General features: G+C 43.5%; 14 protein-coding genes and 2 pseudogenes. 3 read left to right on the plus strand and 13 right to left on the minus strand.

What is annotated here, in order from left to right; translation table 11 throughout:
• Positions 1 to 747: 747 nt before the first annotated feature.
• From DOT_RS11505 to DOT_RS11510, 3 genes and pseudogenes are all read right to left on the minus strand, one after another.
• Positions 748 to 1,476: a hypothetical protein gene (locus DOT_RS11505; protein ID WP_009618567.1), complete on the minus strand. Its 729-nt coding sequence runs from the start codon at positions 1,474 to 1,476 to the stop codon at positions 748 to 750.
• A gap of 500 nt (positions 1,477 to 1,976) precedes the next feature.
• Positions 1,977 to 2,128, minus strand: a pseudogene (locus DOT_RS28600) (aspartyl-phosphate phosphatase Spo0E family protein).
• Between the two features lie 239 nt (positions 2,129 to 2,367).
• A complete protein-coding gene (locus DOT_RS11510; RefSeq protein WP_009618570.1) occupies positions 2,368 to 3,525 on the minus strand; it encodes a hypothetical protein in 1,158 nt (385 codons plus the stop codon).
• Positions 3,526 to 3,826: 301 nt separating this feature from the next.
• On the opposite strand from DOT_RS11510, the gene DOT_RS11515 reads away from it, so the two are divergent.
• Both DOT_RS11515 and DOT_RS11520 read left to right on the plus strand, forming a co-directional pair.
• Positions 3,827 to 4,507 carry a response regulator transcription factor gene (locus tag DOT_RS11515; RefSeq protein ID WP_009618572.1) on the plus strand — a complete coding sequence of 227 codons (681 nt, stop codon included), beginning with the start codon at positions 3,827 to 3,829 and terminating at the stop codon, positions 4,505 to 4,507.
• Between the two features lie 110 nt (positions 4,508 to 4,617).
• Positions 4,618 to 6,057, plus strand: a complete 1,440-nt coding sequence (locus DOT_RS11520; RefSeq protein ID WP_242833821.1) for a HAMP domain-containing sensor histidine kinase — start codon at positions 4,618 to 4,620, stop codon at positions 6,055 to 6,057.
• A 528-nt stretch (positions 6,058 to 6,585) separates the two neighbouring features.
• Here the strand turns inward: DOT_RS11520 and DOT_RS32690 are convergent.
• A complete protein-coding gene (locus DOT_RS32690) occupies positions 6,586 to 6,669 on the minus strand; it encodes a putative holin-like toxin (RefSeq protein ID WP_348982143.1) in 84 nt (27 codons plus the stop codon).
• Between the two features lie 110 nt (positions 6,670 to 6,779).
• Positions 6,780 to 6,890 (minus strand): annotated as a pseudogene (locus DOT_RS28605) (manganese catalase family protein); the annotation flags it as partial.
• 228 nt (positions 6,891 to 7,118) lie between these two features.
• Between DOT_RS28605 and DOT_RS29710 the strand changes: the two are divergent.
• Positions 7,119 to 7,319, plus strand: coding sequence for a hypothetical protein (locus tag DOT_RS29710; protein ID WP_009618580.1), 201 nt, complete (start codon positions 7,119 to 7,121; stop codon positions 7,317 to 7,319).
• Between the two features lie 382 nt (positions 7,320 to 7,701).
• Here DOT_RS29710 and purD read toward each other — a convergent pair whose 3' ends face one another.
• The 8 genes from purD to purE all read right to left on the minus strand — a co-directional run bounded on the left by purD (position 7,702) and on the right by purE (position 16,393).
• On the minus strand, positions 7,702 to 8,961 hold the full coding sequence (purD, locus tag DOT_RS11525; RefSeq protein WP_040411970.1) for a phosphoribosylamine--glycine ligase: 1,260 nt from the start codon (positions 8,959 to 8,961) through the stop codon (positions 7,702 to 7,704).
• A gap of 43 nt (positions 8,962 to 9,004) precedes the next feature.
• Positions 9,005 to 10,549, minus strand: a complete 1,545-nt coding sequence (purH, locus tag DOT_RS11530) for a bifunctional phosphoribosylaminoimidazolecarboxamide formyltransferase/IMP cyclohydrolase (RefSeq protein ID WP_009618584.1) — start codon at positions 10,547 to 10,549, stop codon at positions 9,005 to 9,007.
• On the minus strand, positions 10,546 to 11,163 hold the full coding sequence (gene purN / locus DOT_RS11535) for a phosphoribosylglycinamide formyltransferase (RefSeq protein WP_009618586.1): 618 nt from the start codon (positions 11,161 to 11,163) through the stop codon (positions 10,546 to 10,548). The genes purH and purN overlap by 4 nt, the downstream gene beginning before the upstream one ends.
• The gene (gene purM / locus DOT_RS11540) at positions 11,160 to 12,173 is read right to left on the minus strand and encodes a phosphoribosylformylglycinamidine cyclo-ligase (protein ID WP_009618588.1); all 1,014 of its coding nucleotides are present in this window, start codon (positions 12,171 to 12,173) and stop codon (positions 11,160 to 11,162) included. Before purM ends, purN begins: the two co-directional genes overlap by 4 nt.
• 172 nt (positions 12,174 to 12,345) lie before the next feature.
• The gene (gene purF / locus DOT_RS11545) at positions 12,346 to 13,764 is read right to left on the minus strand and encodes an amidophosphoribosyltransferase (protein ID WP_009618590.1); all 1,419 of its coding nucleotides are present in this window, start codon (positions 13,762 to 13,764) and stop codon (positions 12,346 to 12,348) included.
• A gap of 22 nt (positions 13,765 to 13,786) precedes the next feature.
• Entirely contained in the window at positions 13,787 to 14,500 is a 714-nt protein-coding gene (gene purC, locus DOT_RS11550) for a phosphoribosylaminoimidazolesuccinocarboxamide synthase (RefSeq protein WP_009618592.1), read from the minus strand.
• 51 nt (positions 14,501 to 14,551) lie between these two features.
• The gene (gene purB / locus DOT_RS11555; protein WP_009618594.1) at positions 14,552 to 15,847 is read right to left on the minus strand and encodes an adenylosuccinate lyase; all 1,296 of its coding nucleotides are present in this window, start codon (positions 15,845 to 15,847) and stop codon (positions 14,552 to 14,554) included.
• Between the two features lie 24 nt (positions 15,848 to 15,871).
• Positions 15,872 to 16,393: a 5-(carboxyamino)imidazole ribonucleotide mutase gene (purE, locus tag DOT_RS11560; RefSeq protein WP_009618596.1), complete on the minus strand. Its 522-nt coding sequence runs from the start codon at positions 16,391 to 16,393 to the stop codon at positions 15,872 to 15,874.
• Between the last annotated feature and the right edge of the window lie 174 nt (positions 16,394 to 16,567).

Consider the following 16,567-nt stretch of genomic DNA (forward strand, 5'->3'; position numbering starts at 1 on the left):
ATAAAATATTTACCATAGGCGAACATTTGCACCGTGTTAGCTCTGTTATCACAGTATAACAAAAGTACAAATATTTCTTATTAACGCAAAAAAGACCTCTCACCGTAAGTGAACTGCCCCCTGTCAAGTAGACAGTGGAAATAAAAAAGACTCTCGATAGAATTGAAACGTAATAGATTAAACCTCTGCTTACGACGCTCGGCGCTGGCCAGAAGGAACATTTGTCCTCTGCGGAGTAAAATGTCCCTTCTGGCCTTAAGCTTGTTTACATGCGCTGTTGTCCATGGGATGCCAGCGAGCATATCCTAGACCTTCGTCCTGCGGTATCCCTCGTGGCACCCGGACAACTAACTCATCAAGTCGATCAAACAACCTTGTGTATTATGGCTACGTTGTTTACGTTGAATACATTGTTTTCTTAGTATAGATAAAGGTTCCCAATTCATACTTAATCTCGAACGACCGCAGCTCCCCCTTGATTTCGCTTTGGCACCGGAGGATCAACATTTTATTGCTAGCGAGCTTCTCTTCTGTTACGGAAACGACCTGCTCGATCTTAAGTTCTTTGTCGTTGAATTTGAGTCAGAGTGGGTGCGGGGCGCCATCTTTCTCGAACCAGGCTAGGACGGAGATTGAGGTTGAGAGGATTTTCACTGGTGTTGGCTCCTTGATTTTAATGGCACTTCTTTGGTTTTTGTGTATCTATAATTACTGAGATAACTAACAACGACGTAGTCCTTTTTAGGGCTAAACTGCATCTTCATGCTTGTTTCCTTCCAATTTTTCGACGTCATTGTTACCATTCCTATTTCTACTCGAAGAATTCCTATCAATCTCAAACCTAATAGTCCTTTTATGAATTAGTCCTACTGAACCTATCGTTACAATTAAAGCAACAAAAACAACCGTCACAACTGGTGTAAAAGGAGACTCTAACCCAGGGATAATATAAATTACAACCGGCACCATGGCCGCTAATAATCCTAATATTAAACTAAACTCAGTAATTAATTTATTTTTGTATTCATCTTGATATGATTCACTCATATATGTAGCCGAAGATAATTTATCATCATCTGTATTGATTACCATTTCTTTTTTATCCGTCTTGATTCCTGATAACATATCGCAGTATTCCAGCTTTATTTTTGATGCAATGAAGCTCGAGTCCATTATCTCTTTAATCAGTTCTTCACAAATTTGCACTAAGGTATACATATCCTTTTGATCTACACGGTATCTCCTTGAGTTAGCCCTAATTAAAGCATTGATGATTTCTGAACTAGGAAGAACATTTTCGGAAATGATAGATCTGATAGAATAGATTACTTCTTTGTTCGCAGTCGTTAGGTTGCGAAAATATTCCATTTTGTCACGATTCGAAAAGGCAAATCTCGTAACCAAGAATACAATAAACCCAGAAAAGATACCTCCACCTATACCAACTACCCAAGGATTAGAAAAAAAGCCTGTCATAACATCTCTCTCTCTTTGTTCATTGTTAATGTTTCAATATTAACTCAGCAATCCCTAACTCACGCAATGGCAATCTGGACTCAATCATCTCATAACTTCCTTGCGAAATTAGGGGAAACCTGTCCCGAAAAATTAAAAAGGCCCCTAATATACTATAAAGTAAAAAATCCCTGGATAAGATTGTATGAAAAATTAATTGTAAGTTTGGAGAGAGAGAAAAGAGCCCCCACCGTACGATGAGAGCTATGATTAGGACGAACACTTTACTTGAGATATCTTTCCATAGTCCGGTCTATTATACCCGGGTAAACAGACAAAACCTATCAGCTTATAGACTTATCTCTTGGATATAATAGCATACGAATGGTCGATGAGACTTCTTGGGGAAATATAGCCGCTAACTTCAAGGAGATCCACCACCATATAGGCAACAAAAAAGGTGAGTAGATAAGCTCTCCTTTTGCGTCCCATCAACTAACGCCGTGGGCTCTTGCTATTCCTCAATCCTCATCCGTTCGTTTCACTAGCATCCCTTGGTACTTGTCTAAAACAACATCCAACTCTCGACTTGCAGCTACGACTTCTGGATCCGTATAAGATCTTCCTTGTTGATCTTAATCATGTTCAAACGCAATTCTTCGACTTCAGACACATCATCCCTCCGTTCATTTTTTGGGGATAGTGTGCCTAAAAAAGTAAGCCCCCGGCAAAGCCGAGGACTTACAGCTATGTTTCTATGATTGGAGACACTTCGAGAGAACTAAAAAAGTAGCGTTTTAACATCCCCCTTTCGATACATTATATTAAAATTCCTGTTTACTTCCCTCAAGCCAGAACGCAGTGTCCTGACTGACGGTTACTTTGTTTTGTAAAGCCTCTAATCCTCTGCCATTAATTTGAAGAGCTTGTTTTGGTGCCCCAAAACTTATTTTGAACAGACCTTTGAAACAAAACCTTTACTACTGCGTCAGCCTGATCCTGAGTCAATGTCCCATCATCAACCAGTCCTTTTAATGGACTAATTTTGTCGCCCTTAACAGAATCTTTATTAACATTCATCTTACTTTCTATATATGCCTTGCGTTCATCATCCGTCATTGCCTTTACTTTTTCCATCTCAGCATTACGTGTCTCTTCTTGGTTGTTCAAAAACTCGATTACTTTGCTTTTAAGATCCTCCGTAATAGTCCCTGAACTAACAAGGCTGTCCAGCCTTGTTAGAGTTTGTTCCTGGCGCTTTGTTTCTTGCTCCTCTTGATTAGCCTGCCTCTGTGCTTCGTCATATGCCTTTATGGAATCTACTTGTTCTTGGGTTAATACACCGGCTTCAAGCAATCCAGCATACTGATCTTTCTTGCCATAGCTCTTCGCATCCTTCTTACTTTCCATATAAGTCTTCCGCTCATCATCCGTCATTGCCTTTAGTTTTTCCATTTCGGCTTTATAACTTTCTTCCTGCGTTTCATTATATGTAGTAATGGCATCTGCAGTATCCTGTGTTATAATTCCGGCGGATACCAGGCTATCCATACGACTCTTCTCCGCTTCCTGACGCTTTGCCTGTTGTTCCTCCTGCTGGGCCTTCATTTCGTTTTGCTGGTATGCTGTGATTGAATCTACTTGCTCCTGAGTCAGTATTCCTGATGCAAGCATTTCCGACAGCCAGTCAGCTTTCTTTTCAATTTTTTCGGTTGTTGAGGCCTTTTGGCTTTCAAAATAAGCCTTGCGTTCATCCTCGCTCATTGCCTTGATTTTTTCCATTTCAGCTTTTCTCTCGGCGTTTTTATCTTCCATATAGCTGGTTATCTTGTCGGCAACTTCCTGTGTAATAATCCCTTCCTTAACAAGACTCGCTGCAAGGTCTTTATTAATACCTCTACCTATTTGGCCCTCAAATTGGCCTCCCATTCTGCCGTGACCCCGTCCATCAAATTGTTGTCCCTGAGCCTTCTGGTCTGTGGTAGTCCCTGCAATTGCAGTTATACTTACAGAAAAAATCATTCCACCAATAATAACTGGGCTAAGAATAGTTGCTAATTTTTTATTCATGATTATTCTCCTTCCTATTTTCAAACTATGTTTTCCTGAGCATGTTTATATATTACTAGCCTACCTTTTCAATTTTATATAGGTATTGTTACAGAACTTCATAAGTTTTGTTACAGTTTTGTCAACAATCCTTTCTTCCCATAGATCGAATCTATATTATGCTATAATTTAGTTGTGACTCTAATTACATAAATTCAAATAGTGCGTAGTTGACTAAATATGTAACTACCCTTGCCAATACAACCTACCAATATAGTATAAAGCCGTAAAGTTTAATTCATATAGAAAGGGTGTTTCAACTTTGGACAATAAAACCATATTGGTTGTGGATGATGAGTTGAAAATCAGAATTCTTTTGAAGGATTTTCTTATAAGAGAAGGTTTCAACGTTATAGAGTCCTCTGATGGAAGACATGCCCTTGAGACATTTCAGAGTTCCCACAAGAGTATAGACTTAGTCCTTCTGGATGTTATGCTCCCCGAATATGATGGGTGGACAGTCTGCAGAGAAATCAGAAAACTATCGGATGTTCCCATAATAATGTTGACTGCAAGAAGTGATGATTTTGATGAGGTCCACGGTTTTGAAATAGGCGCCGATGATTATGTTAAAAAGCCTATTAGACCGACCGCCCTAGTCGCAAGAATAAATGCTTTCTTCCGAAGAATGGACAAAGGCAATCAGGAGTCCAAGGTGCTTTCGTTCGATGGGCTTGAAATCGATGATTCTTCACATGTCGTTAAAGTAAACAATAAGGAAGTCGTATTAAGTCCCAAAGAATATGTTCTATTATTGATTCTGGTTGAAAGCAAGGGCCAAACAATATCCCGTGAGCAGCTGTTAAATCGTGTTTGGGGGTATGATTACTTTGGAGGCCTCAGAACCGTAGATACGCATATTAACAGGCTGAGAATAAAATTAGGTGAAAAGGACTATCTCATAACCACAATTAGAGGCTTCGGATATAGATTTGAGGGATGATTATGAACTTGCCAATTCGGCTTAAGCTTTTTATATATATGACAATAAGTATTATTCTCTTTGCAATACTCCTATATGGTTCAAATACTTTTTTTGCCGAAAAATATTATATGAGTTATAAAAAGAGCACTCTTATCGAAAGCAGTGCCAAGCTTGCAGACCTGATAGTCGGAAAAAGTACGTCCTCTGACTTTAACGATGAGAATCTTATCTATCAAATCAGTACTATCGAAAAAAGTATCGGTGGAACAATATTCATTGGAACTATTGATGGCAAACTATTTTATCCTCAACAGAACGGCCGTGGTTTTCCTCAAAGGCCTGTCTTCATGACCGATCCAACTTTTAACCTTAGAAATAAATCGGACACGCCTCCTCCCAAGAGTTGGCTCAGGTCTTTCGGTCAATCCAAAAGGGGTGTGAAAGACTGGGAGCAATATGATGCGAATTCCTTTTTTTTCATTACCCAGGACACTAATTTCAAGATTGATACCCTTAGCTATCAGACCAAACTGGCGAATAATGTATTGATCTTAGTATGGATACCCATGACCGGAATATCGGAAAGTGCTGCTATATCAAATAAGTTTACTGCAATTATCGGACTAATAACCATCTTTATAACTGCACTATGGGCTTTGTATATTTCCGGACGTTTCACCCACCCCATAGCTGAGATGAACAGAATTACTAAGAAAATGGCTGAACTGGATTTTTCACAGGTCCTTAAAATCGATCGGAAGGATGAAATTGGCCAGTTATCACAGAGCATAAATCATCTATCCTACAATCTGGATGATGCAATCAATGAATTAAACTGCAGAAACAGGCTGTTGGAACAGGATATAGAGCGTGAACGGAAGCTTGATAATATGAGGCGAAAGTTTATTTCCAACGTATCCCATGAACTTAAAACCCCTATCTTCCTCATTCAAGGTTATGCCGATGGTCTTAAATCAAATGTTGTCTCTGATGAAGAGAAAAGGAATTTCTATTGTGATGTTATTATGGAGGAATCCGAAAAGATGGATAACCTAGTAAAGGATCTCTTAGACCTGTCTCAAATCGAATCGGGTATTTTCCCTGTAAACAAGACGAATTTTAACGTTAAGCTTATTATTAATGATACTATCTCAAAATATGAACCTATTCTGAGTGAAAAGAATATTCATCTGAACGTGGATATGGAAGAGGATTTAGAAGTTAATGCCGACCCTGTAAGGATTGAGCAAATTATAGTCAACTTAATGACTAATGCAATCGATCATGCAGAAGGCGATAAAGTCATTAAACTTTCGGTAAAACCAACAGCCGAAAAAGTCAGGGTCTCTGTGTTCAATACGGGTCGTGCAATTCCCGACGATGCGCTGGATAAAATCTGGTCCAGCTTTTACAAGATTGATCAAGCCAGAACACGCGGCTTCGGTGGCACAGGTCTTGGCCTTTCGATAGTCAGAGCTATCCAGGAAGCCCATGCAAATGAGTATGGGGTATCAAATGTCGAGAATGGCGTAGAATTCTGGTTTGATATCTGTTGGGGTCAAAGATAACCATTGAAAGATGTCTTTTCGCCACCACTTCCTATTTCTTAATCCAAAGTATCCATAAGACGTAGTACCTGTAGAACCAGCCTCGACTCAATCCATTTGACCAACAAACTTCCCATTTTTTTTTAGGATAGCTGCAAAATATCCTACATCATCCTGATGATAATATTTAAACTGAGTTTCAATCCAGTTGTTGATTTTGATCATCAGTAAAAGTATGCTCCCATGGTTAATTGCGCTTCACTTTTGTGTATTGCTCCCTCTCGATATAGGTAGTAGTAAACTCCAAAACCGATGTTGAGATATACTACCGTGGACTATATCAAGATTTACCCGTTGTTTCCCCATTTTTAGTGCATCGGTAGTTATAAAATGTACCACACTTGCTCATTTTTTTAAAAGGATATATAATTAATACACAAGAATTTGCATAAAATAAAGCTAGGATGCTGGTAACATCCTAGCTGCACAACTACCGCAGTTATGGGCGGCAATAGGGTCACGAAAAAGTAGCTTCCGTGTAAGGGTGGGCTACTTTTTCATTATATCTTTGAGCATCAAAACGACTAACGTCGCAAATGCAATCATTAGTGAAAGTGTTTGATACACGCTCATAAGCCTCACCCCCTTTCGGGAGATTTTGGCCGCCCACCCTGCCCTATAGAGTTGTACAGGCTGATTATATCACGGAGCAATATGATTGACTATATTGTTACTTTTGTAAACGATAATTCACTATCTTTTCCTGCATAATGTTCGAGTAACACCTTTGCAAAGATCGGATCTTGACGTTCAACATGAACCGGATAAAACAAACGCTTTCGATAATTAAACATTTTCATCCCCCCTTAGATAGGGCACCCTACCTATATCATATGAAGGAAAAATCTCAGCGGTCACAAAGGGAGACTTTTTCCAAGATCACGGCAAATACTGTTTCTAGTTTCATGGAATGTTTATTTATTCAGGACTTTAGTCCTATATAACTTAGGGCTAACGCCATATGCTCATTGTTACCTTTCTCCACTAAACTGGAGTAAAGAAGGGAAGGGTGATGATGGCAAATGTCTTCTGGCTTTGATAATATCGATTCCAACCAAGACCAAAGGGTCCCATCACAAGAGGTTGATAATATCTCAGCGTGGTATCGACGAATTACCGAATATCTCCTAACCAAGAGAGTTCAACAGTTGGTATCGATGCCCGATGCAACCCGTAGCATGGATGTCTTTGGTCGCGGATCTCTCTTCGATAGTTCGATTTAATTCTCTCCAATAGGGACATACAATGATTCGTAACCTGCATACATCATGGTTGCCCTAATGTATCAACTTGTTCAATAAAGACACATGTGCCCAAGGAGATAGTAGTTAGCTAGCAGATTCCCGGCTAAAAGCGTTTGGTTCGAATGTAAAGAAAACTTGACTGGCGCCCACGAAGACACTGTCTTCGCACGAATTAACCCTTCTTGCAGTCACTGTCTTCGCACGTATTAGCATTCTTGCAGTATGCAACGAAAGTTATACTTTCTGATAAGTAAAAAAAAGACTTCCCAGAAATTCTATGAATTAATGGGAAGTCTTTAAATTTTAAAATTAAAAAGGGTCCAACGAGAATCTCTATATCTAAGTCCCCTATTCCAGAGGACTAGAGCCCTTTAACACCAATATCTCTTCGAAAATGAGCCTTCGGGAAATCGATTTTCTCCACAAGTTCATACGCTTTTTCCCGGGCCTGTTGCAGTGTTTTTCCTTCGGACGTGATCCCTAACACCCGACCACCAGTACTTAGAAGCTGCCCCTCACTGATTTCTGTTCCGGCATGAAATATGACTGAGTCCTGACCGCTTAGCTCAGGCAAATGGATTGGAACCCCTTTTTCATAAGCTAATGGATAACCCGGGGCAGCCATCACGACACAAACCGCAACCTCTTCTTTCCACTCCAGCCGGGCCTCAGACAAACGTCCTTCTGTACATGCCCAAAGGATCGGCAAGAGATCAGATTTTAGTCGTTTCATCACTACCTGTGTCTCTGGATCGCCAAATCGGACATTGTATTCCAGAATTTTTGGGCCTCGTTGCGTGAGCATCAGACCCAAGAATAACACGCCTTGAAATGGGGTCCCTCTTTCTCTCATAACTTGTAAGGTCGGCGAAACGAAGTCTTTCATAACGCTTACTTCAAGTTCAGCTGTCCAAATTGGAGGTGGGCTATACGTCCCCATTCCCCCAGTGTTAAGCCCCAGGTCGCCCTCTAAAGCCCTCTTGTGGTCTTGAACCGGAACCATAGGGCATGCAGTTACTCCGTCTGAGAAACAAAGCAAGCTCACTTCTTGCCCCTCCAAGAATTCTTCAATAACCAATTTCTTGCCAGCTGAACCAAATCCGCCGTCCATTATTTCATCGACAGCCTGCAGAGCTGTTTCCAAGTCCATTGCTACAATGACACCTTTACCCGCAGCCAACCCGTCCGCCTTTAAAACGCAGGGGGCCCCGATGGTCCTGACATAAGCCTTCGCCTGATCAGAATCATCAAAAATTTCCCATTCCGCTGTTGGAATTTTGGCACTTTCCATTATGGTTTTAGCAAAGGATTTACTTCCCTCTAACTGAGCCGCCGCCTGAGTCGGTCCAAAAATTCGTAGACCCGCTGCTTGAAAGGCATCCACAATCCCTAAACTCAAAGGATCTTCTGGTCCAACCAAGGTTAAATCGATCTTCTCTTGGAACGCAAATTCCACTAATGCAGGAATGTCGTTAGACGAAATAGGAACATTCCACAATACGGTTCCTGCATTGCCCGGCGCAACAAACAGGCGCTCTAGTTCGGTGCTTTGGGCAATTTTCCAGGCCAAAGCATGTTCCCGTCCTCCATTGCCTACGATTAACACACGAAGCTTTTTCACTCTTTCACCTCGTCTCCCCAATTATCAAGGCCCTCATTAATATTTAATGCTGAAAATGGCGTCGATGCGTAAAGACCATAATTATGTTCAAACGATTAGCAGCCTCAATGACTGCAGCATCTTTGAGAGATCCACCCGGTTGGATAATTGCACGAATTCCTGCCTTGGCCGCTGCTTCAATCGAGTCAGGGAAAGGAAAGAAAGCATCGGAGGCCAAATAAGCTCCTTTAACATTATCCCCAGCTTGTTCAAGGGCAATATTGACGGATCCTACCCGATTCATCTGACCAGCTCCAACACCCAGGGTTTGTTTTTGATTTGTAACGACAATAGCGTTTGACTTAACATGTTTAACAACTCGCCAAGCAAAATCAAGTGCTGACAGATCCTCTTCAGTCGGCTTAAGGTCTGTGACAACATCCCATTCGCTGACAGGCGTCGTGCCTCGATCAACCTCCTGCACGAGATATCCTCCATCAACACTTTTCAACATCCAGCCATGATTCGTTTTACTAGCATCTCCTCTTCCGACTACAAAGAGCCGAAGATTTGCTTTCGCACTAAGGATCTCGCGAGCTTCTGGACTGAACTCCGGTGCAATAATTACTTCATAGAAACACTCTTTAATAGCATCTGCGCAGGGCCCATCTACCACCCGGTTAAAGGCGATTATCCCACCAAAAGCGGAAACGGGGTCGGCCGCGAAGGCAGTCTCATAAGCCTCCAAGGGCGTCGTACCCATAGCGACTCCACAAGGATTCGAGTGCTTGATGATCGTCGCCGCACAGGATTCAAACTCACGCGCGATCTTCCAAGCAGAATCCATGTCCGCCCAATTATTATAGGAAAGTTCTTTCCCTTGCAGCTGTTTTCCATTGGCCAGAGTTCCTTCCTCTGCTTCCGCATTTATGTAAAACGCTGCTTTCTGTTGCGGATTCTCTCCATAACGCAACTCTTGAACTTTTTGAGCCGTTAAACGAAGTGTCGTCGGAAAACCGCTGATAGATTCAACCTGTCGTTCCAGATAACCAGCAATAAGGCGATCATACTCCGCAGTGTGGGCAAAGGCTTCAGCTGCCAAACGCTTGCGCATCCCCGCTGAAACAGTTCCTGCTTCGCGAAGAACACTCAAAACTTCTCCATAGGATTCTGGATTGACCAGGACAACAACGCGCCCGTGATTTTTGGCGGCGGCGCGAACCATCGTCGGACCACCAACGTCGATATTTTCAATCGCCTCTTCAAAGCTCACTCCAGGCTTGGCGATCGTCTCCCGAAACGGATAAAGATTGACGACAACCAAATCAATAAAGTTAATTCCGTTTCGCTCCATTTGCTCCCGATGTTCCTCACAATCCATCGCTAAAATACCGCCATGAATTAAAGGATGCAGCGTCTTCACTCGACCATCCAAAACTTCTGGAAATCCGGTGACTTCACTAACATACTTAACCGAAACATTAGCCTGGTCCAGGGCTTTAAACGTCCCCCCAGTAGAAATTAATTCAAAACCTAACTCCACAAGACCACGTGCAAAATCGATAATCCCCGTCTTGTCCGAAACACTGATTATAGCTCTTCGCTTCATTCTAACCCCTCCTGCTGCAAAATCTGAACCCGGCGCCCGGTTCGCTCCACCTTTCCTGAGACGAACCTGCGAACGGCCTCGGGATACAGCCGATGTTCTACCTCTAAAATTCTCTGCGCTAAACTGTCTTCCGTATCCCCCGGCAACACCGACACCGCTTCCTGTAAAACAATGGGCCCACTATCTAAACCTTCATCTACAAAATGTACCGTACACCCGCTCACCTTGACCCCATATTCCAGAGCTTGACGCTGGGCGTGAAGTCCTGGAAAAGCTGGAAGTAACGAAGGATGGATATTCATAACTGGAAAATTAGCCTGGCGAATAAATTTCGGACCTAACACCCTCATATACCCCGCCAGGAGTAAAAGTTCCACTTGATTTTCCCGCATCCAGATCAGAAGATCTTCCTCTTGTGCTTGACGATGTGGGTAATCTCCAACCGGAAAAACACGGGTCGAAATTCCAGCCTCCTTGGCACGCTCGAGCGCCGCAGCTCCCAATTGATCTGACCCTACAGCCACAATTTCAATAGGGAGAGTACCACTTTCGCTGGCCTTAATTAAAGCTTCAAGATTACTTCCCCGACCTGAAGCTAATATCGCAGTTCTCAATAAGATACACCTTCTCCGGGAACAACGGTCCCCATAACAAAGCTTTTTTCTCCTAACTCACTGAGCTTCAAACGCACAGAAGCTTCATGTTCAGGACGGACAATGATGACAAACCCAACGCCCATGTTGAAGGTCCGATACATCTCTGGCCAAGCTACATCTCCGAGACGTTGCAACAATGAGCAAATCGGAGGACATTCCCAACTCGATGTATCGATCCGAGCTCCCAGACCTGGTGGCAAAACCCGGGGAACGTTATCCGTTAATCCCCCCCCCGTTATATGAGCCATTCCTAAGATTTCTCCTCCCGGAAGAAGTGGTAAAATCGACTTAACATAGATCCGCGTCGGACGAAGAAGTGCCTCCCCAAGTGACTCACCTAACTCGGGAAATACCTTATCCAAAGTATATGGTTCAAATACTTTCCGGGCTAAGGAGTAACCATTGCTATGGAGTCCGGTGGAAGGCAAGCCAATCAGTACATCCCCTGCTTGAATTTTTGACCCGTCAATTAGCTGATTCCGATTTACAACGCCCACTGAAAACCCAGCGATATCATATTCATCCTCGGCATAAAAACCCGGCATCTCTGCTGTTTCTCCCCCGATCAACGCACAGCCGGCCATTTCACACCCACTGGCAATCCCACCTACGACCTCAGCGAGTCGATTTGGCTCGACCTTTCCAACGGCCAGATAATCGAGAAAAAACAAAGGTTCTGCCCCTTGAACTAAGATATCATTGACACACATCGCTACTGCATCTTGTCCAATGCTATCATGCTTATTCATCTGAAAAGCAAGACGTAGCTTGGTCCCCACGCCATCCGTTCCGGAAACAAGAACCGGGTCTGGATACTTATCGAGATCCAGTTTAAAAAGTCCGCCAAACCCTCCTAGTCCGCCGATGACTTCCGGACGAAACGTCCTAGCAACCGCGGGTTTAATGCGTTCCACTACATCATTCCCAGCTTGAATGTCGACGCCCGCGTCTCGGTAAGAGTATCCCAACGTTCATTCCTCCTTATTTCTTCTGCCACTCCTCGAGTCGCATATTCGGATATTCGATATTCGAAGAACGAAATCACAGCGCGTGAGATCTTTATAACACTGCATAACTTCCGATTGTGCCCTATCAAAACCTCGAAGTTCGAATCTCGAACCACGAACCTCGCTTCCGGCCCTAGCCGCAACAATTTCGAGTTTCAAAATTATTTTTTCCTTGGTTCAAGTTCGAAACTGCAATCGGATACGTTCCGTTAAAACAAGCTAAACAAACAGCATCCGTGCCTAAGGCCCGAAGTAAACCTTCCTCCGAGATATAGTGCAATGAGTCAGCTCCAGAGAACTTCCGAATCCCCTCTATATCTAATTGATTGGCGATGAGTTTTTCCCGCTCTGCTGTGTCAATTCCGTAGTAGCACGGAAAGGCAACCGGAGGAGAGCTAATCAAAAAGTGAACTTCTTTGGCACCTGCTTTTTTAACCATTTCCACTAGTTTAGAACTGGTGGTCCCGCGGACGATTGAATCATCAATCATAACCACACGTTTATCTTTCAAGACGCTCGCATTAGCATTGAGTTTAAGACGAACACCCACTTCTCTCATGGCCTGAGTAGGTTGAATGAACGTTCGACCGACATAACGGTTTTTTATAAGCCCCTCTCCAAAGGGAAGGCCCAGTGCCGTAGCGTACCCAAGGGCCGAAGCAGTCCCTGAGTCTGGAACTGCGATCACAAGATCCGCCTCAATCGGGCATTCCCGGGCCAGTTCAATACCCATCCTGCGCCGACTTTCGGATACGTTCAACTGATCCATCGTGCTGTCCGGCCGAGCAAAATAGATATATTCAAAGGCACAAGAAGCGCGTTCAGTTTTAGAGAGCCCCATATAGGTATGTAACCCTTCTTCGTCAATCACGACAATTTCGCCAGGTTCCACATCTCTAATAAACTCTGCACCGATGGTATCAAGGGCACAACTTTCTGAGGCCAGACAATACCTGTCACCCATCCTCCCAATGCATAAGGGACGGACACCATGAGGATCTCTCAGCCCAAAGAGTTTGTCCTCCGCCAAGATCACTAGGGCATATGCCCCACGAAGATCCAACATGGTCTTGACCAGCGCATCTTCTAAGGACTCCCGGCGATAGCGAGTAATAAGGTTTATAATTACTTCGCTGTCAATTGTCGTTTGGAATACCGCTCCGTTTTTGCCAAGTTCTTCTCGCAAATCTGCTGCATTGGTTAAATTACCGTTATGCGCCAAAGCCATCATCCCTTTTTGGTAGTGTACTACCAAGGGCTGGGCATTCGCGAGCAGACTTGACCCTGTGGTAGAATAACGAACATGCCCGATCGCCATTTTACCCTTCAAGCCTTCTACAACACGGTCAGAAAATACTTCCGATACCAAACCCATTCCTTTATGCAAAGCAATATTATGCCCATCAGAAACCGCGATTCCTGCGCTTTCCTGCCCGCGGTGCTGTAAGGCATAAAGCCCGTAATAAGTTAAACGGGCTACCTCCTGATTGGGAGCATAAATCCCAAAGACGCCACATTCCTCTTTTGGCTTGTCCTCTCCAAATTCGAACACGTTCGGCCCCCCCTATCCCATCCTAAGCAAGAGCTTTTTTTACCCGCCTGAAAACTTCTTGATAAGCCTCTTCAACTTGTCCTAAGTCCCGGCGGAAGCGATCCTTGTCCAACTTCTCCCGCGTTTCCATATCCCAATAACGACAAGTATCTGGTGAGATTTCATCGCCTAGGTAGACTTTTCCATCCGCAACCCCAAACTCTAATTTAAAATCAATCAAGTCAATTCCCGCTTTAACTAATATGGTTCGCAAGATGTCGTTTATTTTAAAGCCCAAGGCTTGAATCTCTTTAGTATTTGCCTCACTTGCCCAGCCCATTGCGGCAACATGGGATTCATTAACCATCGGGTCTCCCAAGGCATCATCTTTGTAATATAACTCCACGACTGGTTGCGAGAGAACGTAGCCCTCTTCCACACCAAGACGCTTCGCTAAACTTCCAGCTACAATATTGCGTACAACAACTTCGAGGGGAATCATGTCTAAGCTGCGCACAAGCATATCTCGATCTCCTAAGAGCTTCACAAAATGAGTCGGAATGCCTGCTTTTTCTATTTCTTCAAAGAAGAGTGCCGATAGCTGGTTGTTGACCTCACCTTTATCGACAATTTGTCCTTTTTTCTCTCCGTTGAAAGCAGTGGCATCATCTTTGTAAGCGACCCAAAAATACTCACTTTGATCTGTCGCATAAACTCTCTTTGCTTTACCTTCATAGCGTAATTCTAACTTTTCCATAATCTTACCCCTTTCAATAGTCGTCAGTTTATTAGCATTCTTTGCATTTGTTTAGTCGAGTCCTAAGCGCTGGAAGATGTCTATTACGTGTTTAGTATGGTACTTATAATCAAACAAGGCAGCAATTTCTGCCTCGTCTAAGTATTCTCGAACGTCGGCGTCCCGATTGATCAAACTTTGAAATTGTTCTTTAGTATTCCAGGCTTCCATGGCATTGCGTTGAACCAAAGCGTACGCATTTTCTCTGCTGACACCCTTTTCTACTAAGGCCAGCATCACGCGTTGAGAAAATATTAACCCATACCCTTTATCAATGTTAACCTGCATCTGTTCCGGGAAAACCTGTAAACGATCAACAAGCTGGGTCATCTTGTAAAGCATATAGTCTAAGGCAATGGTGCTGTCTGGCAAAATCATACGTTCTGCTGAAGAATGGGAGATATCTCGTTCATGCCATAAGGCCACATTTTCCAAAGCAACTTGGGCATTCGAACGAACCACTCGGGCCATCCCACAAATACGTTCGGGTGTGATAGGATTTTTTTTGTGCGGCATGGCCGAGGATCCTTTCTGCCCTTTGCCAAAGGCTTCTTCCACTTCATGAACATCGGTTCGCTGTAAGTTGCGGATCTCGGTTGCCATTTTATCGAGTGAACTAGCGATTCCCGCAAGAGTCGTCATATAACAGGCATGTCGATCGCGTTGGAGTATTTGGGTCGATATCAGAGCTGGCTCTAAGTTAAGAGCTTGGCAAACATGCGCTTCAACTTGAGGATCTACATTGGCAAACGTCCCCACTGCGCCTGAAATTTTCCCAACCCGTATCTCTTCACGAGCAAAGGCTAAACGCCTCTTTTGGCGTCTAATTTCATCGTACCATAAAGCCAACTTTAATCCAAAGGTGATCGGTTCAGCGTGAATCCCATGCGTTCGACCCATCATGATGGTGTCGCGATGTTCCAACGCCCTGCGGTGCAGGACAGCTTCCAAAGCTTCCATCTTAGCCAGCAAAATATCCGATGCTTCTACCAATTGCAAAGACAACGCGGTATCAAGTATATCTGAAGAAGTAAGACCTAGATGAATGTATTTTGCTTCATCTCCCACATTTTCTGCAACATTGGTCAAGAAAGCCAACACATCATGTTGAGTCACTTCTTCAAGGGCTTGTACCCTTTCCCAGGAAAAAGAAGCCTTTTCTCGAATGACCTCAACCGCCTCATTCGGAACCTTTCCTAGTTTGGCCCACCCTTCGCACGCTGCGATTTCAATCTTTAACCAGAGAGTGAGGCGATGCTCGTCTGTCCATATCCCTCCCATTTCAGGAAGCGTGTACCGTTCAATCATACGTAGTCCCCTTACCTAATATTATTAGTTTCCTTTTACTGCTCCTTGAATTCCTTCACTTAACTTTAATTGCAATGCTTCATCTTTCGCCTCGATATCCTTCAGCATCTGGCCTCGAAAGTTTTTAACTTTAACACTCAAAGCTTCATCCTGAATGGCTAGGATCTGCACAGCAAGCAAAGCCGCGTTGCGTGCGGAACCTATGCCTACGGTCGCAACTGGAATTCCAGGGGGCATTTGCACGATGGAGTAAAGAGCGTCGATGCCTTCCATAGCACCACTACTCAGCGGAACACCAATCACTGGTAAAATCGTTGCCCCTGCGACAACTCCTGGCAAATGGGCAGCTAACCCTGCAGCCGCAATGATAAGTTTTCCGCCCTGAGCTTCAAAGGCTCTTACCCAATCTACAGTTCTATCCAATGTTCTGTGGGCAGAAGAAATTTTAACTTCAAACTCAAGTTCAAATTGACGGAGAACTTTCATAGCGTCCTCCATAATTTTGTAATCTGAGTCACTTCCCATAATGACCCCAATCTGGCTCATATTATTTCCGCCCTTCTGTTTCTCTTTGTTTTAGCAACTTCTAAGTTGCCTGAAGCCTGACTAGACCAAGTCATATTTATAAAAAAACCCAGGAAGGGCAAATTCCCCCCTTTTAATAAGAGTGAAACCTACCCGCCTGGGCTTTTATCCCTTCGGTGTAGTTTGATTTACCTC

The organism is Desulfosporosinus sp. OT, from assembly GCF_000224515.1.
In the GTDB taxonomy this organism is placed as follows: Bacteria; Bacillota; Desulfitobacteriia; order Desulfitobacteriales; family Desulfitobacteriaceae; genus Desulfosporosinus.

What these genes read in the sequence shown, in the direction of transcription:
- DOT_RS29710 (WP_009618580.1), top strand. Translation starts at nt 7,119, where the DNA reads ATGTCTTCTGGCTTTGATAATATCGATTCCAACCAAGACCAAAGGGTC.
- DOT_RS32690 (WP_348982143.1), bottom strand. Translation starts at nt 6,669, where the DNA reads ATGAGCGTGTATCAAACACTTTCACTAATGATTGCATTTGCGACGTTA.
- DOT_RS11505 (WP_009618567.1), bottom strand. Translation starts at nt 1,476, where the DNA reads ATGACAGGCTTTTTTTCTAATCCTTGGGTAGTTGGTATAGGTGGAGGT.
- purB (WP_009618594.1), bottom strand. Translation starts at nt 15,847, where the DNA reads ATGATTGAACGGTACACGCTTCCTGAAATGGGAGGGATATGGACAGAC.
- DOT_RS11520 (WP_242833821.1), top strand. Translation starts at nt 4,618, where the DNA reads ATGAGTTATAAAAAGAGCACTCTTATCGAAAGCAGTGCCAAGCTTGCA.
- purH (WP_009618584.1), bottom strand. Translation starts at nt 10,549, where the DNA reads ATGAAGCGAAGAGCTATAATCAGTGTTTCGGACAAGACGGGGATTATC.
- DOT_RS11510 (WP_009618570.1), bottom strand. Translation starts at nt 3,525, where the DNA reads ATGAATAAAAAATTAGCAACTATTCTTAGCCCAGTTATTATTGGTGGA.
- purE (WP_009618596.1), bottom strand. Translation starts at nt 16,393, where the DNA reads ATGAGCCAGATTGGGGTCATTATGGGAAGTGACTCAGATTACAAAATT.
- purC (WP_009618592.1), bottom strand. Translation starts at nt 14,500, where the DNA reads ATGGAAAAGTTAGAATTACGCTATGAAGGTAAAGCAAAGAGAGTTTAT.